Origin of the sequence: Streptomyces sp. GS7 (genome assembly GCF_009834125.1) — a bacterium.
Lineage (GTDB): Bacteria > Actinomycetota > Actinomycetes > Streptomycetales > Streptomycetaceae > Streptomyces.
The window spans coordinates 3,140,395-3,160,159 of the sequence record NZ_CP047146.1; the positions used below are offsets into that span (position 1 = coordinate 3,140,395).

Sequence of the window (19,765 nt, forward strand, 5' to 3'; positions counted from 1 at the left end):
TCGTCCTCCCACCCGCCCGCCGAGCCGTCCGAGCCGTCCGCGCCGCCTGTGCCGTCTGCGGTGCCGGGGAGTTCCCGTACCTCCGTCGTCATCGTGGGGGCCGGGCCGGCCGGTCTGACCGTGGCGAACGTCCTGCGTGCCGCCGGTGTCGACTGCGTGCTACTGGAGGCGGAGAGCCGGGAGTTCATCGAGCGGCGCCCGCGCGCCGGGTTCATCGAGGAGTGGGCGGTCCGGGCGCTGGCCCGGCAGGGGCTGGCCGGGCGGCTGCTGGAACGGGCCGAGACCCAGGCGGAGTTCGAGTTCCGGTTCGGCGGGGAGCGGCACGCGATACGGACCGCGCGGCTGTCGGGGCGGCGCCATTTCGTCTATCCGCAGCCGCTGTTGGTGAGCGACCTCCTGGCGTCGTACGTGGAAGGGGCCGGCGGCCGGGCCCACTTCGGGGTGCGGGACGTGCGGTTGCACGACGTCGACGGGAGCGCGCCCGCCGTCTCGTACCAGGATCCGGGGACGGGGGAGCGGCACCGCCTGGAGTGCGACATCATCGTGGGGGCCGACGGGGCGCGGGGGGTGTGCCGGTCGGCGATACCGGCCGAGCGGGCGGTGATCACGCGCTACGACCACGGCGTGGCCTGGCTGGCGGTCCTCGCCGAGGCGCCGCCGTCGGCGGACGGGGTGGTCTTCGGGATCCACGAGCGGGGGCTCGGCGCGCACATGGCGCGCAGCCGTGAGATCACCCGCTACTACCTGGAGGTGCCGTCCGGCGACGGCGCCGGGGACTGGCCGGACGAACGGGTCTGGGAGGAGCTGCACATCCGGCTCGCGGCTCGCGGCGCCCGGCCGCTGACCGAGGGGCCGCTGTCCGAGAAGACGGTCCTGGACATGCACAACTACGTTGTGGAGCCCATGGCGTACGGTCGGCTGTACCTGGCGGGGGACGCGGCGCACCTGGTCGCGCCGATCGCGGCGAAGGGGATGAACCTCGCGATCAACGACGCGCTGCTCCTCGGCGAGGCGCTGATCGCCCACGCCAAGGGCGACGACCGCGGCCTGGCCGGCTATTCGGAGGCGTGCCTGCGGCGCGTGTGGCAGTACCTGGAGTTCTCGCAGTGGCTGTCCGAGGTGCTGCACGGCGCCTCGTCCGGCGATCGGTTCCGGGCGGGGACCGCCGCGGCGCGGCTGCGGCGGCTGCTGGGGTCGGAGTCCGCGGCGAAGGCGTTCGCCGGGCTGTACATCGGCGAGGAGTCGGATCTGTAGGTGACGCCGGGTCTGCAATTGGAGGCGCCGGCAACGGAGTTGCGGGGCGGCCGTCGCGCGACCGGGTGCGGGGGTGCGGGTGCGGTGCGCTCGGCCGCGGTACGGCGGCGCTAGGCGGTCGCGTAGACGCGGGTGGCGAACTCCGCGACCTGGGCGTCGGAGAGGTGCTTTGCGAGGTCGGCCTCGGAGATCATCCCGATCAGCTGGTGGCCGCCCTTGACGTCGATCACCGGGAGGCGCTTGATCCGGTGCTGCTCCATGGTGCGCAGCACGTCGGTGGCGTCCGCCTCGGCGTCGATCCAGTGGAGCTTCTGCTCCAGGGTCCCGGCCTGCACCGTCGCCGGATCGATGCCCTCGGCAATGCACTTGATGACGATGTCACGGTCGGTGACCATGCCCGCCAGCCTGTTGTTGTCACCGCAGATGGGCAGGCAGCCGACCTTCAGGTCACGCATCATCTTCGCCGCGTCGAGCAGCGTCTGGTGCGCGCCCACACACTGCACTCCGCCGGTCATGATGTCCCGGGCTCGCTGTTTGCTGGCCATGATTCCTCCCGCCTTCGGAGCGTGGTCGACGTTGCGTCGTTGCTTCGATGACACCACGAATGGCGCATGCCCGCTTCCGGGGCCGGAGGGGGTCCCGGACCGGTTCCCGGAAGGCCCCGCGCTGCTGCTGCCACACCGGGGAATCGGGCATATCGTTCATAGTGTGGCCGGGTGCGGAGTAGCGGACCGGGAGAGGCGGACGGTGCCGGGCGGGGGGCGGTGCGCGCACGGCCGACGGTGTGTCCCCGTGCGAATCCACTCGCGGAAAGAAGGGTTCCGATGCATGCTGCGCTCAGCTCTGCCGACCTCGCCAAGCTCCGGCGGCAGCGGCCCTATCCGGCCGTGACGGTCCTCATGCCGACGCATCGCCGGGAGCCGGACAACGCACAGGACCCGGTCCTGTTGCGCAACATGATGGCCGAGGCCAAGGAGCAGCTCCAGGCCGATCCGGACATCAGCAGGGACCGACGGATCGACGTCATCGAGCAGTTGGACCAGGCCCTCTCGGAGATCGACCTGACGCACGCCGAGGACGGGATGGCGGTCTTCGCCGCGCCGGGCGAGCACCAGGTGTGGTCGCTGGGCCGTACGGTGCCCGCCCGTGTGGTGCTCTCGGACACCTTCCTGACCCGCAACCTGGTCGCCGCGCAGGCCGCCGAGCGGCCGTTCTGGGTCATGGCGCTCTCCGCCGGCCGGATCTCCCTGTGGAGCGGTGCGGCGGACCGCGTCACGGAGGTGCAACGGGGCGCCTTCCCGCTGACCCGCAGTCTCGTCGACCCGGACGCGGAGAACCAGGAGCAGGTCGGCGAGATCCCCAGCACCTTCAGCGACGAGCACACCCGGCAGTTCCTGCGGGAGGCGGACACGGCGATGGGCGCCGTCCTCAGGTCCGACCCGCGGCCGCTGTACGTGGCCGGCGAGGCGGCCGCGCTCGCCCTGCTGGACGATGCCGGCACCGTCCTGCGCGGCGCCAAGGGTGCCAAGGGGGAGGTCACGCAGGTGCCGCAGGCGGGGCTGGCGGCCGGACCGCCCGACGCGGTGTGGCAGGCCGTACGCCCCTACGCCGAGAAGCGGGCGGCCGGTGAGGTCGAGGAGGTGCTGGCCGAACTGGACCGGGCGCGCGGGCGCCGGGCGTTCGCGGCCGGGGTCGACGAGATCCGGCAGAACGTCACCACCGGCCGGGTCGCCCTGCTGGCGGTGGAGGAGAACTACCGCGAGACGGTGCGGGAGACCGGCGGCCATCTGACACCGGCGGAGCCCGGTGAGCGGGACGCGGTGGACGACATCGTCGACGAGATCGTCGAACGGTCCCTGGACACCGGCGCGGAGGTGCGGTTCGTACCGGACGGCACACTGGCCGAGGTGGGCGGCATCGCGAGCGCGTTGCGCTACTAGCGCGCCGCGGTGTCGGCCACGGACCGGCGAACGGCGGTCAACGGGCCATCCGTTGACCGCCGTTCGCCGTCCGGCGTCAGGCCGGTTGCATCCGGAAGTGGCGGGTGAACCAGTCGCGGGCGAGGACGCAGACCCGGTCCAGGGCGCCGCGCTCCTCGAAGAGATGCGTGGCGCCGGGGACGATTTCGAGCGTGTTCTCGCAGCCCAGCGCGGACTGCGCCTGGCGGTTGAGGTCCAGCACCAGGGTGTCGTTGCCGCCGACGATCAGGAGCGTCGGCGCCTGTACGGAGCCGAGCAGCGAGCGGCCGGCGAGGTCGGGGCGGCCACCGCGGGAGACCACGGCGCCGATGTCCGCGTCCGGGTAGGCGGCGGCCCGCAGTGCGGCGGCGGCCCCGGTGCTGGCGCCGAAGTAGCCGATGGGCACGGGCGCGCGGGCGCGCAGCCAGCGGGTGGCGTCCGCGAGCCGGCGGGCCAGGGTGTCGATGTCGAAGACGTTGGCCCGGTTGGCCTCCTCGGCCGGGGTGAGCAGGTCGAAGAGCAGGGTGCCCAGGCCCGCGCGGTTGAGGGCCGCGGCCACCGCGCGGTTGCGGGGGCTGTGCCGGCTGCTGCCGGAGCCGTGGGCGAACATCACGATCGGCGCGGTGGCGGTGGGCCGGACGAGATCCCCGGTGAGCCGCACCGGGCCCGCCTCGATCCGGACCTCCTCCTCGGTCGGCACGCTCGCCGGCGTTCCGGTCCCGGCACGTGCGGCCGGGCCGGCCGCGGCCTGGGCCAGGAGGGAGACGACCTCGTCGTCCGAGGTCTGGGAGAAGTCCTCGTACCACTCGCCGACCGCGGAGAACGCGTACGGGGTGGAGAGGCAGACGATGTCGTCCGCCTTGCCGCGCAGGCGCTCGGCGGCGTCGGGCGGCGCCACGGGGACGGCCAGTACGACGCGGGCCGCGCCCTGGGCGCGTACCACCTCGCAGGCGGCCGCCGCGGTGGCGCCGGTCGCGACGCCGTCGTCGATCACGATCGCGGTCCGGCCCTCCAGCGTCAGCCGCGGCCGGCCGGCCCGGAAGCGGGCGGCCTGCCGGGCGAGTTCCGCCGCTTCCTCGCGCTCCACGGAGGCGACGTCGGACTGGTTGATCCGGCCCCGGCGGATGATGTCGTCGCTGATGACGCGTACGCCGCCCTCGCCGATGGCGCCGAAGCCCAGCTCGCGCTGGTACGGGACGCCGAGTTTGCGGACGACGATCACGTCGAGGGGGGCATCGAGCGCCTGGGCCACCTGATAGGCCACCGGGACGCCGCCGCGGGGCAGGCCCAGGACGACGGGATCCTCGCTCTCCAGGTGGCGCACGGCCTCGGCGAGGCGGCGTCCGGCGTCCGCGCGGTCAGTGAACAGCACGATGTGCACCCCCTACCCAGGGGAGACGAAGCCACGTCCACACCTAGTTCGAAATAACCCCAAATCGTCTCATTGCGCAAGTCCGAGCAGGGCGACGATCTCCGGGACCGACCACCGAGCGTCGACCCCCGGACACGCGGCGAGATATTCCGCGGTGCGCTGCCGGGTCCAGCCGTGGGTGGCCATGATCCCGGCGGCGATATGGCGCAGATAGGCCGGGGCGGGCGGGTTCGGCGGGACGTCCGCGCTGCGCCAGGGGGCGGTGAAGGTCAGCACCGGGTGCCCGTCGAGCCGGCCGGGGCAGACCAGGGTCTCGTACCGGCCGGGGCCGAGGCGGGCGCGCCCGCGGGTGAGGACCGGTGTGAGGTCGAGGTCGCCGGACGGCTCGCGGTACATCTCCTGTGCGGCGATGTCGGAGAATTGAGAGAGCGTCAGAAGATAGGCATGGGCGGGGAGTTCGCCGTCCGCGTCGGCGTCGTAGAAGGCCCGGCCGCCGGTCCACAGCGCGGATTCGGTGGCGAAGTACAGTCGGCCGCGGAGGACGACGGGTGCGCTGCGCGCGGGACGGCGGGGGTCGCGGCAGCCGGGGTGGTCGCGCCCGCCGCCGGGCGGACGGCCGCCGGCGAGGTAGTGGCCGAGCCTCTCGGGGTGCATGTTGGACCCGTAGGCGGCGTACCAGACCAGGGGCGCGGGGGCGGTACCGGCCGCGTACCGCCCGGGCTCGCGGGGTTCCAGGACGCGCGGGGTCATCACGTGTCCACGGTATCGCCGCGGGTCACCGGGGAGCCCGCGGCCGGCCCGGACCGCGCGCTGTGCGGCGGGCGAGCGGGCGCTGGTTGATCGCTCCCCCGACGGGCTGATAGACCTCCTGTCCGTGGCTACTACCAGCGAGAACAGCAACCGGTGGATCCGCCGGTTCCGGCCGGCCGACGACGCGCCCTGCGGATTGGTCTGCTTTCCGCACGCCGGGGGCTCGGCGACGTTCTACTTCCCGGTGGCGCAGGCGCTGTCCCCGCAACTGGACGTGCTCGCCGTGCAGTACCCGGGCCGCCAGGACCGGCTGTCCGAGCCGTGCCTGGAGGACATCCACGAGGTGGCCGACCAGGTCACCGCGGCGCTGGAGCCCTGGACCGGCCGGCCGCTGGCGCTCTTCGGCCACAGCATGGGCGCCACCGTCGCCTACGAGGTCGCCAGGAATCTGGAGCGGTCCGGCAGGCCGCCGCTGGGCCTGTTCGCCTCCGGGCGACGCGCCCCGTCCCGGCACCGCGACCTGTCGGTCCACCTGCGGGACGACGACGGACTGGTCGCCACCCTCAAGGAGTTGAGCGGCACCGACGAGGCGGTGCTCGCCGACGAGGAGCTGCTGCGGATGGTGCTGCCGGCGGTCCGCGCGGACTACAAGGCCGTCGAGACCTATCGCCATCGCGAGGGGCCCCGGCTGAGCTGCCCGGTCTCGGTCCTCGTGGGGGACAGCGATCCGGTCACCACCCCGGAGGAGGCGGACGCCTGGCGCGAGCACACCACCGGCCCCTGCGAGCTGACGGTGCTCCCCGGTGGCCACTTCTACCTCAACTCCCAGGCGGAGGAGGTCAGGAAGGTCATCGTGCGCGACATCGGGAGCTGGGCGTAGGGCGGCTCGGGGGCCCGTGCGCGGGTGCGGCCGGACCGGTTCCGCCCGCCGCGGGGCCGGCCGGGCCGGTCAGTACGCGTGGTGGTTCACCCGGTGCGACCACGCCTCGTAGGCGCCGGCGCCCAGCTCGGGGTAGATCTGCTGGATCTTGATCCGGCGCTGGTCGAGCGGCCTTTGGAAGTCCTCGTACTGGTACGAGTCGTCGAAGCCGATCCGCCGGGTGTCCTCCAGGCTGCAGCTGAAGTAGACCGCGTCCAGCCGGGACCAGTAGATGGCGCTCATGCACATCGGGCAGGGGGCGCCGCTGATGTAGATCGAGCAGCCCCGGAGCATGCGGGCGCGTTCCGGCACCGGGTCCGGCGAGCCCTCGGGCCGGGGCACGTACTGCAGGGTGCTCTCGTTCTGGTGCTCCTCGGAGATTGACGGCGCCTCAGGGTTGAGCATCTGCACGGCCTTGCGGATGGTCTCCACCTCGGCGTGCGCGGTGGGGTCGCCGGTCAGCAGGACGCGGTTCTGCCCGCGGGCGACGATCTCGCCGTCGCGGGCGATGACCGCGCCGAACGGCCCGCCCCAGCCCTTGTTCACGGACTCCGTGGCGAGCCGCACCGCCTCGGCGATCAATTCCTTCGGTTCCATTGCCACGTCTCCGATCGGCCTCTGATCCTTGATGGAAAGGTCAAATATCTGCCCCATTTGCCGCTTAATTTGCTTTTGTACTACGCTACTCCAGGTGAGTGCCCGTGCAAGCCGTCGCTCGGCGGCCGACAGCGCCACCGTGGTGACCTCGCAGAAGGTGCGTGCAGGCCGGACCGACGAGTACCAGCGCTGGCAGGAGCGGACCAACGAAGCCGCTCGCGCCTTCGACGGGTTCATGGGCGCCGAGGTGTACCCGCCCGCGGCCGGCACGGGCAACGAATGGGTGGCCGTCTTCCGCTTCGCCGGCATCGAGCAGCTGACCGCCTGGCTGGACTCCGCGCGCCGGCGAGAGCTGCTGACCGAGGGCCGCGGGCTCTTCGAGGGCCCGCCGACGCTGGAGGTGCTCCAGGGCGGCACCCCCGAACCGGCGCCGCAGGAGGCCGTCACCGCCGTCATCTCCCATGACGTGCGCCCCGGTTGCGAGCAGGGCTTCCTCAAGTGGCAGGAGAAGGCGCTCAAGGCCCAGGAGAAGTCGCCCGGTTACCTGGGGTCCGAGCTGTTCCAGCCGGTGCGCGACGTGCAGAAGCACTGGGTGGCCGTCTTCCGGTTCGACACCCGCGAACACCTCGACGACTGGCTGGAGTCCGACACCCGCAGGGCGCTCCTGGACGAGGGCCGCGCCTACTTCGCCTCGTACGACGTGCGCAAGGTCGACTCGGCGTTCAGCGGCTGGTTCCGCTTCGAACGCCGTACGGGCTCCGGGGCGCCGCCCAACTGGAAGCAGGCCATGTCGGTGCTGCTCGCGCTCTACCCCACGGTCATGGTGCTCACCCTGACCTTCGGGGTGGAGATGAGGCGGCTCGACGTCCCGCTGTACCTCGCCCTGTTCTTCAGCAACGTGCTCAGCGTCAGCGCCCTGACCTGGCTGCTGATGCCGCTGGTCAACCGGGCCCTGGCCTTCTGGCTGGCGCCCGGCCGGGCCCGGGGCTTCCCGGCGCACCTCGCCGGGGTGCTGGTGGTGCTCCTCGGCTATCTGCTGTCCGTCGTCGTCTTCGGGCTGATCACCCATGCCCTGCTCTGAGCACCGGCCGACCGCCGGCCGCACCGGGAGGAGAGCGAGATGCACCCACCGGCAGCCCCGCCCGCGGGAGACCCCGGCGGCCCCCTGATCCGCCGCGGCGACCCCGGCTACCCGGCCGCCCGCGAGGGCGCGGTGTGGAACGTGCGCACGCCGCGGCGGTTCCCCGACGCCATCGTGCGGGCCGCCACGGAAGCCGACGTCGCGCACGCCGTCCGCTACGCCCGGGACCGGGGACTGCGGGTCGCGATCCGCTCCGGCGGGCACAACTGGTCCGGTACCCCACTGCGCGACGGCGGCCTGCTGATCGACCTCTCCGCGCTGCGGACGTGCACCCTCGGCGCCGGCGCCCCGCCGACGGCCGACGTGGGCCCCGCCGCCACCGGAGCGGACCTGGTCGCCGCGCTCACCCCCGCGCACCTGGCGTTCCCGGTCGGCCACTGCCCCACCGTCGCGGTCGGCGGCTTCCTGCTCAGCGGCGGCCTCGGCTGGAACTCCCGTGCCTGGGGGGCCTCCTGCGCGGACGTCGTCGGGATCCGGGCGGTCACCGCCGACGGCCGCACGGTCACCTGCACCGAGACCGAGCACCCCGACCTCTTCTGGGCCGCGCGGGGCGCCGGGCCCGGCTTCTGCGCCGTCGCCATCGGCTTCCGCCTCGCCCTGCACCCCCACCCGGGCGCCATCCTGACCACCGCCCTCACCTTTCCGCTGGCCGAGGTCGCTTCCGTGGCGGACTGGGCGGAGCGGACCGCGCGCGGGCTGCCGCCGTACGTCGAGACGGCCCTGGTCCTGCTGCCCGCCGGAGCCGGGCCGACCCCGGCCGGCCCCCGGATCACCGTCTCGGCCACCGCATTCGCCGCGACCGGGGAACAGGCCGGGCAGGCGCTGGAGCCGTTCACCCGCTGCCCGCTCGGACCGCGCGCCGGCACCGTGCAGCCGCCCGGGCCGACCTCCTTCGCGGCCCTGCACCGGGGCGCGGAGGCGCTCTGGCCGCCGGGTCACCGCTACGCGGCGGACACCCTGTGGTCCGCGGCCGACCACGCGACCCTGCTGACCCGTGCCGCGGGCGCGGTGGCCCGCGCCCCCTCGCCCGCGTCCCTGGTCCTGTCACCCGTCCAGCCGGTCTCCCCGGATCCGGTGCTGCTGCGGAACATGGCCTTCGCCCCGCTCGGCGCCTCCTACCTCGTCGGCTACGCGGTCTGGGACCTGCCGGCCGACGACGGCCTGCAGACGCGCTGGCTGCGGGGGCTGATGGCCGACGCCGACCCGGACGGCACCGGCCGCCGCTACATCGCCGAGGCGGATCTGGAGGCCGGCGCCGACCGGGCCCGGCGCGCGTACCCGCCCGCGCACTGGGACCGGCTCCAGGAGATCAAGGCAGAGTGGGATCCGGAGAACCGCTTCCACTCCTACCTCGCCCCATAAGGGCAGAAGGGTGGCCCGATGCTGCTCGCCCGACTCGCACAGGTCTCGGGGGAGGTCGCCGCCACCACGGCGCGGTCCCGGAAGATCGCGCTGCTGGCCGGGCTGTTCCGGGCCGCCGCGCCGGAGGACGTCCCGGTCGTCATCGCGTACCTGGCCGGACGGCTGCCCCAGGGGCGCATCGGCATCGGCTGGAGCGTACTGCGCGCACCGCCGCCGCCCGCCGCCGAGGCCGCGCTGACCGTGGGCGGGGTCGATGCCGCGCTGACCCGCCTGGCCCGGGTCGCCGGGCCCGGTGCGCAGGCCGAGCGGCACCGGCTGGTCGGGGAGCTGCTGGCCGCGGCGACCGCGCCGGAGCAGCGGTTTCTGCACGGTCTGCTGACCGGCGAGGTGCGGCAGGGGGCGCTGGAGGCGCTGGCCGCCGAAGGGCTCGCCGCGGCCACCGAGGTGCCGGCGGCCGACGTGCGCCGGGCCGTGATGCTGGCCGGCTCGCTGCCGGACGTGGCCCGGGCCCTGCTGTCCCGGGGCCCGTCGGCGCTCGCCGACTTCCGCCTCACGATCGGCCGCCCCGTCGGACCGATGCTCGCGCAGACGGCCGCGTCGGTCGACGAGGCGATCGACAAGCTGGGCCACTGCGCCGTGGAGGAGAAGCTCGACGGCATCCGGGTGCAGGTGCACCGGGACGGGCCGGACGTACGGATCCACACCCGCACCCTCGACGAGGTCACCGACCGGCTGCCCGAGGTCACCGACCTGGTCCGGGGGCTCCCGGCCGAGCGCTTCATCCTGGACGGCGAGGTGATCGCCCTTGACGCCGAGGGCCGGCCGCTGCCCTTCCAGCGGATCGCCGGCCGGTTCGGCTCCCGGGTCGATGTCGACGCGGCCCGGGCCGCCCTCCCGCTCACCCCGGTCTTCTTCGACATCCTCGCGATCGGCGACCGCGACCTGCTGGGACTCCCCGGCGACAAGCGGCACGCCGAGCTGGCCGCGCTGGTCCCCGAGCCGATGCGGGTGCGCCGCTGCGTGGTGCGGGACCCGGTGGACGCCGCCGCCCGCGCCGCCGCCGCGGAGTTCTGGGTCCGGACCCTGCGCCGCGGCCACGAGGGCGTCCTGGTCAAGGCCCTCTACGCGCCCTACAGCGCGGGCCGCCGCGGTGCCGCCTGGCTGAAGGTGAAGCCGGTCCACACCCTGGACCTCGTGGTGCTCGCCGCCGAGTGGGGGCACGGTCGGCGCACCGGCAAGCTCTCCAACCTCCACCTCGGCGCGCGCGACCCGGACGGCGGCTTCGTGATGCTCGGCAAGACCTTCAAGGGCCTGACCGACGCCACCCTCGACTGGCAGACCGAACGGCTCCGGGAAATCGCGGAGTCGGACGACGGCCAGGTGGTGGCGGTCCGCCCGGAACTCGTCGTCGAGATCGCCTACGACGGTCTCCAGACCTCGCCCCGCTACCCGGCCGGCGTCACCCTGCGCTTCGCCCGCGTGCTGCGCTACCGCGAGGACAAGTCGGCGGCGCAGGCCGACACGATCGGGACGGTGCTCGCCGCGCACCCCGGCGGGCACGGCTAGCGGCGGCGGCTCGTGGCGGGCAGGCGCAGCGCGGGGCTGCTGCTGTACCGGGGCGGTGCGGACGGCGGCGTCGAGGTGCTGCTGGCGCACATGGGCGGACCGTTGTGGGCCCGCCGGGACGCGGGCGCCTGGTCCGTCCCCAAGGGCGAGTACGTGGCGCCGGAGGAGCCGTGGGACGCGGCCCGGCGGGAGTTCGCGGAGGAACTGGGGCTGCCGGCGCCGGACGGGCGGTACCTCCCGCTGGGGGAGGCCCGCCAGTCCGGCGGCAAGGTGGTCACGGTCTGGGCCGTCGCGGGCGATCTCGACCCGGAGCGGATCGTGCCCGGCACCTTCGCGATGGAGTGGCCGCGCGGGTCGGGAGTGGTCCGCAGCTTCCCCGAGGTCGACCGGGTGGCCTGGTTCGCCCCGGAGGCGGCCCGGGAGCGCCTGGTGACCGGCCAGCGGGTGTTCCTCGACCGCCTGGCGGCCCGCCTCGACGAGGGCCGCTGAGCGCCCGGCCTCCCGCTTCCGCACGCCGAGGGGCAGGCCCGGGCGCACCCGTCGGCGTACGGAAGCGCACCGCCCCCTCCCGCACGGCGCGACGGCCGCGCACCCCGGGCTCCGCACCGGCGAGGCGGCAACCGGCCGCCTCAGGGCCGTACTTGGATCTTCCGCCCCCTCCCCGCCCGGAACTGCTCCAGCGCCGCCCCGTACCGCTCCAGCGGGTGGCGGTCGCTGATGAACACCTCCGGGTCCAGCACTCCGGCGGCGAAGAGCGCGGCGGCCCGCTCGTAGCTGTGCAGCACGGCCATCGAGCCGGTGATGGTGATCTCCTGGTGGTAGATCCGGTACGGCTCGATGGTGGCTCGGGCCGCGTAGTCGGAGACCCCGAACTGGAGGAAGGTGCCGCCCCGGCCGACCCGGCCCAGCGCGTCCTGGATGGCGCGCTCGCTGCCGGTGGCGTCGATGACCACGTCCCAGCCGCGCGGCTGGTCCAGCGCGTCGGCGGAACCGGCCGCGTTGCTGCACCCCAGTTCACGGGCGGCGGCCAGCCGCTCCGGGTTGATGTCGACGACGTCCACGCCCGCCGCGCCGGTCCGCTTGGCCAGCTCCAGCATCATCAGGCCCATCGTCCCGGACCCGTAGATCAGCACCTGGGTGCCCAACTGCCGGCTGCGCAGGATGTCGTACCCGCGCACCGCACAGGAGAGCGGTTCGATCAGCGCGGCGTCCTCGGTGCGGACGTGGTCGGGCAGCCGGACGCAGTTGGCGGCCGGTGCCACCGCGAACTCGGCGGCGCCGCCGGCCGTGGTCACCCCGATGGCGGCCCACCGCTCGCAGAGGTTGTTGCGGCCGGTCCGGCAGTAGTGGCACTCGTAGCAGTAGAGGGAGGGGTCCACCGCGACCCGGTCGCCCTCGGCCAGCTCGGTCACCGCACTGCCGGTCGCGACGACCGTACCGGCGAACTCGTGCCCCGGTACGACGGGCAGGCTCGGCGCGAACTCGCCCTGGAGGATGTGGAGATCGGTGCCGCACAGCCCGCAGGCGGCGACCTGCACCACCACCTCGCGGGGACCGGGCGCGGGGTCGTCGACGGTGGCGATCTCGACCTCGCCGGGGGCGCTGATCACTGCTGCTTTCACTTGACGGCTCCAAGGGAGAGGCCCTGGACGAGCTTGTCCTGGGCGGCGAACCCGGCGATGAGCACCGGGAGGGAGATCACGGTGGCCGCGGCGCACACCTTGGCCAGGAACAGGCCCTGGCTGGTGACGAGCCCGGTCAGGAACACCGGCGCGGTACCGGCCACGGTCCCGGTCAGGACCCGGGCGAACAGCAGCTCGTTCCAGCTGAAGATGAAGGAGATCAGGGCGGTCGCCGCGATGCCCGGCATGGCGACCGGGGCGACGATCCGGGTGAGCGTGGTGGGCAGTCCGGCCCCGTCGATCGAGGCGGCCTCCAGGATCTCCACCGGGACCTCGGCGAGGAACGAGCGCATCATCCACACCGCGATCGGCAGGTTCATCGCGGTGTAGAGGACGACGAGCAGCCAGATGCTGTCCAGCATCCGGGTGTTCTGGGCGACGAGGTAGACCGGCAGCAGCCCGGCCACCAGCGGCAGCATCTTCGTCGAGAGGAAGAAGAACAGGACGTCGCTCCACTTGCGCACCGGGCGGATCGACAGCGCGTACGCCGCCGGCACGGCCAGCACCAGCACCAGCAGCGTCGAAACCACCGACGCGGTGAGCGAGTTGACCAGCGGCGGCCAGGGGCTGACGCCCGCGCCGCCGGCGCCGAAGAACTCGCGGTAGCCGTGCAGGGTGAGCGGTGCGGCCAGGCTCGGCGGATTGGCCGCCGCGTCGCTCTCGCTGTGGAGGGACGTCAGCACCATCCACGCCACCGGCAGGAAGAAGGCGATCCCGCAGAGCCAGGCCAGCAGGCCCAGCGCCCCGTTGGCACGCCGCTGCCGCCGGGGCAGCGGGGCACGCTCCGGCAGGTGAGGTCCTCGCGTCATCGGGTGATCTCCTCGCGCAGCAGGGACGACACGGTGCGCAGCGCGAACGTCGCCACCAGCAGCGAACACAGCACCACCACGACGCCCTGCGCGGACGCCCGCCCGTAGTCGTGGGCCTGGTAGAAGGTCTGGTAGATGGTGTACGGCAGGTTCGCGGTGCCCAGCCCGCCCGAGGTGATGGTGAACACCGCGTCGAAGTTCTGCACGATGTACACCGTCCCCAGCAGCGCGGCCAGTTCGAGGTACCGCCGCAGATGCGGCAGCGTCAGGTAGCGGAAGACGTCGAAGGGGGACGCCCCGTCCATCCGGGCCGCCTCCACCGCGTCCGCCGGCCGGCTCTGCAACCCGGCCAGCAGGATCAGCATCATGAACGGCGTCCACTGCCAGATCAGCGACAACTCCACCGCCATCAGAGGGGAGTTGGTCATCCAGTCCGGCTGCGGCGGGTGGTCGCTGCCGAACAGCCGCCACAGCCACGTCAGCGATCCGTTGAGCAGCCCGTACGAGGCGTTGTAGAGCGCGTGCTTCCACAGCAGCGCGGAGGCGACCGGCACCACCAGGAACGGGGTGATCAGCAGCGTCCGTACCACGCCGCGCCCGCGGAAGCGGCGGTCCAGCAGCAGCGCCAGCGCCAGCCCCAGTCCCAGGCTGACCAGCACCACGGTCGCGGTCAGCAGCACGGTCGTGCCGACCGACGCCCGCAGCGCCGGATCGGTGAAGACCGCCCGGTAGTTGTCGAGGGCGGCGAACCCGCGGTGGTCGGGGGCGAGCGCGTTCCAGCGGGTGAAGGAGATCACCACCGTCGCCACGAACGGGAGTTGGGTGACCGCGATCAGGAAGACCAGCGCCGGCAGCAGGGGAGCGCGGCGCGCCCACGCCATGGCCCGTCCGGTGCGGTCAGTGGCTCTTGTACGCACCGGACACCTCCCGCGCCAGTCGCTGGCTCTCCGCCAGCGCGTCGGCCACGCTCTGCTTCCCGGCGATCGCCGCGCTGATCTCCTGGGACACCTTGGTCCCCAGGTCGGAGAACTCCGGTATGTCGACGAACTGGATCCCGGGCGCCGGCCGGGGCTGCACGCCCGGGTCGTCCGGCCGCGCCGAGCGGATGGCCCCCTCGGTCGCCGCGGCGAACGCGCCGGCCTCCTTGAGGTACTCCGGGTCGCGGTAGGTCGAGGCCCGCTTGCCGGCCGGCACCTTCGACCAGCCCAGTTCGCGCCCCACCAGCCGCTCGTACGACGTCCCCGATGCCCAGCGGACGAACTTCCAGGCCGCTTCCTGGTGGGTGCCGGCCTTCTGGATGCCCCAGGCCCAGGTGTAGAGCCAGCCCGCGCCGCCGGTCCGCTCGACCGGTGCCGGGACGTAGCCGATCTCGCCCGCGACCTTGGAGTCCGCGCTCTCCAGCGAGCCGGCGCCGGCGGTCGCGTCGTACCACATGGCGACCTTGCCCTGCTGCATGTCGTTGAGGCACTCGGTGTACCCGGCCTGCGGCGCCCCCGCCTCCCCGTGCGCGCGGAGCAGACCGACGTAGAACCCGACGGCCCGGCGGAACTCCGGGCTGTCCAACCGGGCGTGCCAGTCCTTGTCGAACCACGTGCCGCCGAAGGTGTTGACGACCGTCGTCAGCGGTGCGGTCAGCTGCCCCCAACCCGGCTGCCCGCGCAGGCAGATGCCCTTCATGCCGGTGCGGAAGCCGTCCAGCCTGGCGGCCATGGCGGCGACCTGGGTCCAGGTCGGCCGCGCCGGCATGGTCAGCCCGGCCGCCTTGAACAGGTCCTTGCGGTACATCAGGAACGACGACTCGCCGTAGAACGGCTCGGCGTAGACCTTCCCGTCGGCCGCGGTGAGCGAGGCGCGCACCGGAGGGAGAATGTCGCTCTGGTCGAACTCGCGGTCGTTCTTGGCGAGTTGGTCGAGCGGGGTGAGCCAGCCGTTGCGGGCGTAGATGGGCGTCTCGTAGTTGCTGAGGCTGGCCACGTCGTACTGCCCGGCCTGGCTGGAGAAGTCCTGGCTCATCTTGTCGCGGAGGTCGTCCTCGGGAAGCACGGTGAAGTGGACGCGGATACCGGTCTCCTTGGTGAAGTGCTCGGCGGTGAGCCGCTGGAGGTCGACCATCTGCGGGTTGTTGACCATCAGGACGTTGAGGGTGTCCGGGCCGACGTCGCCGGCTCCGCGGTAGCAGCCGGCGGTGGTCAGGGACAGGGCGACCGCGAGGGCGGTCAGCCATCTGGCGCGGCGACCGGGGCTGCCGCCCGGTCCGGGGGATCGTGCTCGCACGGCTCCTGCCTTTCTGGGGATGTCTGCCCGCGCGGAGGGGGATGCGGGCATGCCGGGATGGCCGCCGGAGGCCGGCGGCGGTGAGCTGTGGGGGTGAGGGGTGGGGTCAGACCCGGAGCACCTGCGGCCCCAGGAGCGAGTAGCGATGGGCCTCCGGGGCGGACAGCCCGGTGTCGGTGACGATCACGTCGAAGTCACCGATGTCGGCGAACCGGCAGAAGCTGCTGGCGCCGAACTTGGTGTGCACCCCGACCAGCACCCGCCGCCGTGCCGAGCGCACCGCCTGCGCCTTCACATCCGCGACCGCCGGATCGGGGGTGGTCAGGCCGTGCTCCCGGGAGATGCCGTTGGTGCCCAGGAACGCCAGGTCGACCACGAACCCGGCGAGCATGTCCCGGCACCAGGGCCCCACCGTCGCCTGCGTCCCGGCGCGCACCCGGCCGCCGGCCAGCAGCACGGTGGTGGAGTCCGACGCCGCGACCAGCGAGGCGGTGCGCAGCGAGGCGGTCAGCACGGTCAGCGGGCGGTCGGACGGCAGGAGCATCGCGACCAGCTCGGGCGTGTACCCCTCGTCGACGAACACCGTCTCCGCCTCGCCGACCAGCTGGGCCGCCGCCGCCGCGATCCGCCGCTTCTCGGCGACGTGCTGCGTCTCGCGCCGCGCCAGCGTGGTCTCGAAACCGGCGCTCTCGACCGGATACGCCGCGCCGTGCGTGCGCCGGACCAGCCCGCGGCGCTCCAGCTCGCTCAGATCGCGCCGTACGGTCTCGCGGGCCACCCCGAACTCCGCGGCCGCGTCGGCGACCTCGACCCGTCCGGTCTGCCGGGCGAGCGCGAGGATGCGGCTCTGGCGTTCCTCGGCCCTCATGGCTCTCTCCTGCCCTGTGCGCGTTCGCTTGGTGTGCCCGGCCCACCGCGTTCCGTTCGGTCACGGTGCTGCCCGTTTCTGCCCGCATGCAGGTTTATAGCAACCGGACCGGTGCGCGCCGCTGCCCGTAACAGCACCAAACATGCCCGTTTCCGCCCGCCCTCAGACCCTTCCGCACCGGCTTCCGGCCCGGTCCGGTGCCCGTACGGGCCGGTGGCAGGGCCCGGATCGCGCGCCCGGCCCGGTCCGGGTGCGCCGGGGCCGCGCCGGTGGTGCGGGCCACGGCGGCGCTTAGGCTGGACGGCATGAGCTCGGAGATGCGGTCGTTGGCGGTCACTGCGATCGTCCAGGAGGAGGAGTGCGCGGTGCTGCGGGTCAGCGGAGAGCTGGACCTCCGCACCGAGCAGGCGTTCCTCGCCGAGGCGCGGTCCATCGTCTCGGCCGGCCACCGCTTCCTCGTGCTCGACCTGACCGCGCTGCGCTTCTGCGACTCCCGGGGGCTGAGCTGCCTGCTCGCCCTGGAGTGGCTGTGCCGCCGGCTGGAGGGCCGGCTCTTCCTGGCGTCACTGGGCGTGCGGATGCTGCGGCTGCTCGTCGGCACCCAGTCCCTCGGTGTCTTCTCCTGCTACCCCACGGTCGGCCACGCGCTGGCCGCCGTCCCCTCCGGCAGCCGCCCGGCCTGGCCGCCCGCGCCGGAGAGCAGCGCGGGCTGACCGGGGCCCGCCCGACGGGCCGGGGTCGGGGTCGGACCCTGGGCCGTGTGGGGGACCGGTCACGCCTGTGAGGGAAGCGCCCCGTCCCGCCCGTGCTGACTCCTGAGTGTGACGTTCCGCGGCCCCGGGGCGGCCGGCCCCCGGGTGCCCGGCTCCTCACGGCGCCGCGCCGGTCCGCAACGCGTCGATCAGCGCCGCCACCGACGGCCGGTCGCGGGCGGCGGCCCCGACCGCGACGACGATGTGACGCTCGACCACCTCCCGCAGCGGCAGCGGCACGATCCCCTCGGACCGCAGCCGCAGCATCAGCTCGGTCAGCGGCGCGACCCCCAGCCCCGCCCCCACCATCGCCAGCGACGTCGCGGTGTCCGTCACCTCGTGCGCCACCCGCGGCTCGAATCCGGCCCGCCGGCAGGCGGTGCGGACGGCCCGCCCGTAGTAGGAGCCGGGCGCGGGCAGGATCCAGTCGCAGTCCGCGGCCCCGGCGAGCGGCAGCGGCGTCCCGAAGGCGCCCGCCCGTCCCTCCGGAACCGCCAGCGAGAACCGCTCCGAGCGCAGCCGCACCAGCTCCACCGCGCCGTCCCGGTCCAGCGGCGCGTCCGGATAGTCCAGCCCCAGCGCCAGATCCACCCGCCCGGCGCAGACCTCCGTGTACGCCAGGTCCACGTCCACCTCACGGCTCTCCACCCGCACCCCCGGGTGCCGCGCCGTCAGCCGGCGCAGCGCGGGCGGCAGCAGCACGGCCGCCGCCGTGCCGAAGACCCCCAGCCGCAGCCGCCCGGACACCTCGCCGCGGGCCCGCTCCAGGGCCGCCACCGCCTCGGCCTGCGCGCCCAGGATCCGCTCCGCGTGGACGGCGAGGGTCTGCCCGGCGTCCGTCAGCTCCACCCGGCGCCCCGCCCGCCGGACCAGCTCCGTACCGGTGGCCCGCTCCAGCGCGGCGATGTGCTGGGAGACCGCGCCCGGCGTGTAGCCCAGGGCCGCGGCCGCCGCGGTCATCGTGCGGCTCCGGGTCAGCTCCCGTAGCGTCCTGAGCTGAACCCCCGGCAACTCCATGGCGGCACCCTACCGATCAGCACCCCGCGCCCCCGCGAAACCTCAAAAAGCCCAGACCTCCTCACAGATCACGTCCAGCAACTCTGCATGGACGGGCGACGGCCTTCCCGCCACCATCGGAGCGACCGGCCTCCGTTGACGCACCGGTGGGCCGGGACGCCCACCCGACCGCGCGGTACGCGACGACGGGAAGACAGGAAGGTGCTCCGCATGGCTCCGAGTACGGCTTCTGCTCCCTCGGCCTCCGGCTCCCCGCCCGAGCCCCTCCCGCAGGCGGCCGACGTCGTGATCGTCGGCGGCGGGGTGATCGGCGCCAGCATCGCCTTCCACCTGGCCGAGGCGGGCGCCGGCCGGGTGCTGCTCCTGGAGCGCGAACTGCCCGCGTCCGGTTCGTCCGGCAAGCCGATCGGCGGGGTACGCGCCCAGTTCTCCGACCCGCTCAACATCCGCCTCGGCCTGCGCAGCCTGGACGCCTGGCGGGACTTCACCCGGCGGCCCGGCGCCGACATCGGCCTGGAGACCGTCGGCTACCTCTTCCTCCTCGGCAGCGAGCGCGAACTCGCCACGTTCACCGAGGGAGTCGAGGTCCAGAACGCCCACGGCGTGCCGAGCCGGATCATCACCCCGCGCGAGGCCCACGAGCTGTGCCCCTACCTCGACCCGTCCGGTCTCGTCGCCGCCGCCTTCTCGCCCACCGACGGCTACGCCCTGCCCCGGGCCGCGGTCACCGGCTATCTGGACGCCGCCCGCCGCCTCGGCGCCACCGTCCGCACCCGCTGCCCGGTCACCGCCATCGACACCGTCGACGGCGCCGTCCGGGCCGTCCGCACCCCGCACGGCACCGTCCGCACGTCCGCGGTGATCTGCTGCGCCGGCGCCTGGTCCGGGGCCGTCGGCGCGATGGCGGGCGTCGACCTCCCCGTCACGCCGCTGCGCCGCCAGATCGCCTTCACCGGGCCGCTGCGCCCGGCGCCGCCCCGGATCCCTTTCACCCTCGACTTCGACTCCACCTTCTACTTCCACAACGACGGCGCCGCCGGGCTGCTCATGGGCCTCTCCGACCCCGCCCAACAGCCCGGCTTCGAGCGGGAGTTCAGCCGTGAGTGGCTGACGCCGTGCCGAGCCGCCGCGGCCCGCCGGGCGCCGGAACTCGCCGGACTGCCGGTCACCGGCGGCTGGGCCGGCCTCTACGAACTGACCCCCGACCGCAACGCGCTGATCGGCGAGGCCGGCCACCTCGACCGGTTCCTCTACGCCACCGGCTTCTCCGGCCACGGCTTCCTCCAGGCCCCCGCGGTCGGCGAGATCGTCCGCGACCTCTATCTGCACCGCGAACCCTTCCTCGACGTCGGCCCGCTCGCCGCCACCCGCTTCGGCGCCGGGCACACCGCCCGCCCCGAGGCCCACATCATCTGAACCGCCCGCACCCGGGAGTCCCGTATGG

19 protein-coding genes are annotated in these 19,765 nt (G+C 73.8%); 9 read left to right on the plus strand and 10 right to left on the minus strand.

The window, feature by feature from the left end; translation table 11 throughout:
* Positions 1 to 48: 48 nt before the first annotated feature.
* Positions 49 to 1,254, plus strand: a complete 1,206-nt coding sequence (locus tag GR130_RS13690; RefSeq protein WP_201305172.1) for a 4-hydroxybenzoate 3-monooxygenase — start codon at positions 49 to 51, stop codon at positions 1,252 to 1,254.
* A gap of 110 nt (positions 1,255 to 1,364) precedes the next feature.
* On the opposite strand, the gene GR130_RS13695 is transcribed toward GR130_RS13690, so the two are convergent.
* Positions 1,365 to 1,799, minus strand: coding sequence for a CBS domain-containing protein (locus tag GR130_RS13695; protein WP_159504980.1), 435 nt, complete (start codon positions 1,797 to 1,799; stop codon positions 1,365 to 1,367).
* Positions 1,800 to 2,078: 279 nt separating this feature from the next.
* Between GR130_RS13695 and GR130_RS13700 the strand changes: the two genes are divergently transcribed.
* Positions 2,079 to 3,194 (plus strand): baeRF3 domain-containing protein, encoded by a 1,116-nt coding sequence (locus GR130_RS13700; RefSeq protein ID WP_159504981.1) that lies wholly within the window; start codon positions 2,079 to 2,081, stop codon positions 3,192 to 3,194.
* Between the two features lie 76 nt (positions 3,195 to 3,270).
* On the opposite strand, the gene GR130_RS13705 is transcribed toward GR130_RS13700, so the two are convergent.
* Positions 3,271 to 4,584, minus strand: coding sequence for a phosphoribosyltransferase family protein (locus GR130_RS13705; RefSeq protein ID WP_159504982.1), 1,314 nt, complete (start codon positions 4,582 to 4,584; stop codon positions 3,271 to 3,273).
* A gap of 69 nt (positions 4,585 to 4,653) precedes the next feature.
* Entirely contained in the window at positions 4,654 to 5,334 is a 681-nt protein-coding gene (locus GR130_RS13710) for a histone deacetylase (protein ID WP_443043760.1), read from the minus strand.
* Between the two features lie 124 nt (positions 5,335 to 5,458).
* Here GR130_RS13710 and GR130_RS13715 point away from each other — a divergent pair, with 124 nt between their 5' ends.
* Positions 5,459 to 6,214 carry a thioesterase II family protein gene (locus GR130_RS13715; RefSeq protein WP_159504983.1) on the plus strand — a complete coding sequence of 252 codons (756 nt, stop codon included), beginning with the start codon at positions 5,459 to 5,461 and terminating at the stop codon, positions 6,212 to 6,214.
* A gap of 69 nt (positions 6,215 to 6,283) precedes the next feature.
* Here GR130_RS13715 and GR130_RS13720 read toward each other — a convergent pair whose 3' ends face one another.
* The gene (locus tag GR130_RS13720) at positions 6,284 to 6,850 is read right to left on the minus strand and encodes a nucleoside deaminase (RefSeq protein ID WP_159504984.1); all 567 of its coding nucleotides are present in this window, start codon (positions 6,848 to 6,850) and stop codon (positions 6,284 to 6,286) included.
* Between the two features lie 94 nt (positions 6,851 to 6,944).
* On the opposite strand from GR130_RS13720, the gene GR130_RS13725 reads away from it, so the two are divergent.
* Genes GR130_RS13725 through GR130_RS13740 form a run of 4 tightly spaced genes read left to right on the plus strand, consistent with a single transcriptional unit; the run spans position 6,945 to position 11,408 of the window.
* Positions 6,945 to 7,931: an antibiotic biosynthesis monooxygenase gene (locus tag GR130_RS13725; RefSeq protein WP_236573007.1), complete on the plus strand. Its 987-nt coding sequence runs from the start codon at positions 6,945 to 6,947 to the stop codon at positions 7,929 to 7,931.
* A gap of 39 nt (positions 7,932 to 7,970) precedes the next feature.
* Complete coding sequence (locus GR130_RS13730) at positions 7,971 to 9,353, plus strand: FAD-binding oxidoreductase (protein ID WP_159504985.1); 1,383 nt, start codon at positions 7,971 to 7,973, stop codon at positions 9,351 to 9,353.
* Between the two features lie 18 nt (positions 9,354 to 9,371).
* Positions 9,372 to 10,919, plus strand: coding sequence for an ATP-dependent DNA ligase (locus tag GR130_RS13735; protein WP_159504986.1), 1,548 nt, complete (start codon positions 9,372 to 9,374; stop codon positions 10,917 to 10,919).
* Between the two features lie 12 nt (positions 10,920 to 10,931).
* Positions 10,932 to 11,408, plus strand: coding sequence for an NUDIX domain-containing protein (locus GR130_RS13740; protein ID WP_159504987.1), 477 nt, complete (start codon positions 10,932 to 10,934; stop codon positions 11,406 to 11,408).
* Positions 11,409 to 11,548: 140 nt separating this feature from the next.
* Here the strand turns inward: GR130_RS13740 and GR130_RS13745 are convergent, their stop codons facing one another.
* The 5 genes from GR130_RS13745 to GR130_RS13765 form a co-directional block, all read right to left on the minus strand.
* Complete coding sequence (locus tag GR130_RS13745) at positions 11,549 to 12,541, minus strand: zinc-dependent alcohol dehydrogenase family protein (protein ID WP_159504988.1); 993 nt, start codon at positions 12,539 to 12,541, stop codon at positions 11,549 to 11,551.
* Positions 12,538 to 13,410, minus strand: coding sequence for a carbohydrate ABC transporter permease (locus tag GR130_RS13750; protein WP_159504989.1), 873 nt, complete (start codon positions 13,408 to 13,410; stop codon positions 12,538 to 12,540). Before GR130_RS13750 ends, GR130_RS13745 begins: the two co-directional genes overlap by 4 nt.
* Positions 13,407 to 14,291, minus strand: coding sequence for a carbohydrate ABC transporter permease (locus tag GR130_RS13755; RefSeq protein ID WP_201304877.1), 885 nt, complete (start codon positions 14,289 to 14,291; stop codon positions 13,407 to 13,409). Before GR130_RS13755 ends, GR130_RS13750 begins: the two co-directional genes overlap by 4 nt.
* 16 nt (positions 14,292 to 14,307) lie before the next feature.
* Complete coding sequence (locus GR130_RS13760) at positions 14,308 to 15,684, minus strand: ABC transporter substrate-binding protein (RefSeq protein ID WP_236573008.1); 1,377 nt, start codon at positions 15,682 to 15,684, stop codon at positions 14,308 to 14,310.
* Between the two features lie 106 nt (positions 15,685 to 15,790).
* Positions 15,791 to 16,552: a DeoR/GlpR family DNA-binding transcription regulator gene (locus GR130_RS13765; protein WP_159504992.1), complete on the minus strand. Its 762-nt coding sequence runs from the start codon at positions 16,550 to 16,552 to the stop codon at positions 15,791 to 15,793.
* Between the two features lie 305 nt (positions 16,553 to 16,857).
* On the opposite strand from GR130_RS13765, the gene GR130_RS13770 reads away from it, so the two are divergent.
* The gene (locus GR130_RS13770) at positions 16,858 to 17,265 is read left to right on the plus strand and encodes an STAS domain-containing protein (RefSeq protein ID WP_443043599.1); all 408 of its coding nucleotides are present in this window, start codon (positions 16,858 to 16,860) and stop codon (positions 17,263 to 17,265) included.
* 156 nt (positions 17,266 to 17,421) lie between these two features.
* Here the strand turns inward: GR130_RS13770 and GR130_RS13775 are convergent, their stop codons facing one another.
* Complete coding sequence (locus tag GR130_RS13775; protein ID WP_159504993.1) at positions 17,422 to 18,321, minus strand: LysR family transcriptional regulator; 900 nt, start codon at positions 18,319 to 18,321, stop codon at positions 17,422 to 17,424.
* A 210-nt stretch (positions 18,322 to 18,531) separates the two neighbouring features.
* Between GR130_RS13775 and GR130_RS13780 the strand changes: the two genes are divergently transcribed.
* Entirely contained in the window at positions 18,532 to 19,737 is a 1,206-nt protein-coding gene (locus GR130_RS13780) for an NAD(P)/FAD-dependent oxidoreductase (protein ID WP_159504994.1), read from the plus strand.
* Positions 19,738 to 19,765: the final 28 nt, after the last annotated feature.

Excerpts from the sequence above, each read along its gene's own strand:
- GR130_RS13765 (WP_159504992.1), bottom strand. The coding sequence starts at position 16,552 with ATGAGGGCCGAGGAACGCCAGAGCCGCATCCTCGCGCTCGCCCGGCAG.
- GR130_RS13730 (WP_159504985.1), top strand. The coding sequence starts at position 7,971 with ATGCACCCACCGGCAGCCCCGCCCGCGGGAGACCCCGGCGGCCCCCTG.
- GR130_RS13770 (WP_443043599.1), top strand. The coding sequence starts at position 16,858 with ATGAGCTCGGAGATGCGGTCGTTGGCGGTCACTGCGATCGTCCAGGAG.
- GR130_RS13735 (WP_159504986.1), top strand. The coding sequence starts at position 9,372 with ATGCTGCTCGCCCGACTCGCACAGGTCTCGGGGGAGGTCGCCGCCACC.
- GR130_RS13720 (WP_159504984.1), bottom strand. The coding sequence starts at position 6,850 with ATGGAACCGAAGGAATTGATCGCCGAGGCGGTGCGGCTCGCCACGGAG.
- GR130_RS13710 (WP_443043760.1), bottom strand. The coding sequence starts at position 5,334 with ATGACCCCGCGCGTCCTGGAACCCCGCGAGCCCGGGCGGTACGCGGCC.
- GR130_RS13750 (WP_159504989.1), bottom strand. The coding sequence starts at position 13,410 with ATGACGCGAGGACCTCACCTGCCGGAGCGTGCCCCGCTGCCCCGGCGG.
- GR130_RS13700 (WP_159504981.1), top strand. The coding sequence starts at position 2,079 with ATGCATGCTGCGCTCAGCTCTGCCGACCTCGCCAAGCTCCGGCGGCAG.
- GR130_RS13755 (WP_201304877.1), bottom strand. The coding sequence starts at position 14,291 with ATGGCGTGGGCGCGCCGCGCTCCCCTGCTGCCGGCGCTGGTCTTCCTG.
- GR130_RS13695 (WP_159504980.1), bottom strand. The coding sequence starts at position 1,799 with ATGGCCAGCAAACAGCGAGCCCGGGACATCATGACCGGCGGAGTGCAG.
- GR130_RS13775 (WP_159504993.1), bottom strand. The coding sequence starts at position 18,321 with ATGGAGTTGCCGGGGGTTCAGCTCAGGACGCTACGGGAGCTGACCCGG.
- GR130_RS13780 (WP_159504994.1), top strand. The coding sequence starts at position 18,532 with ATGGCTCCGAGTACGGCTTCTGCTCCCTCGGCCTCCGGCTCCCCGCCC.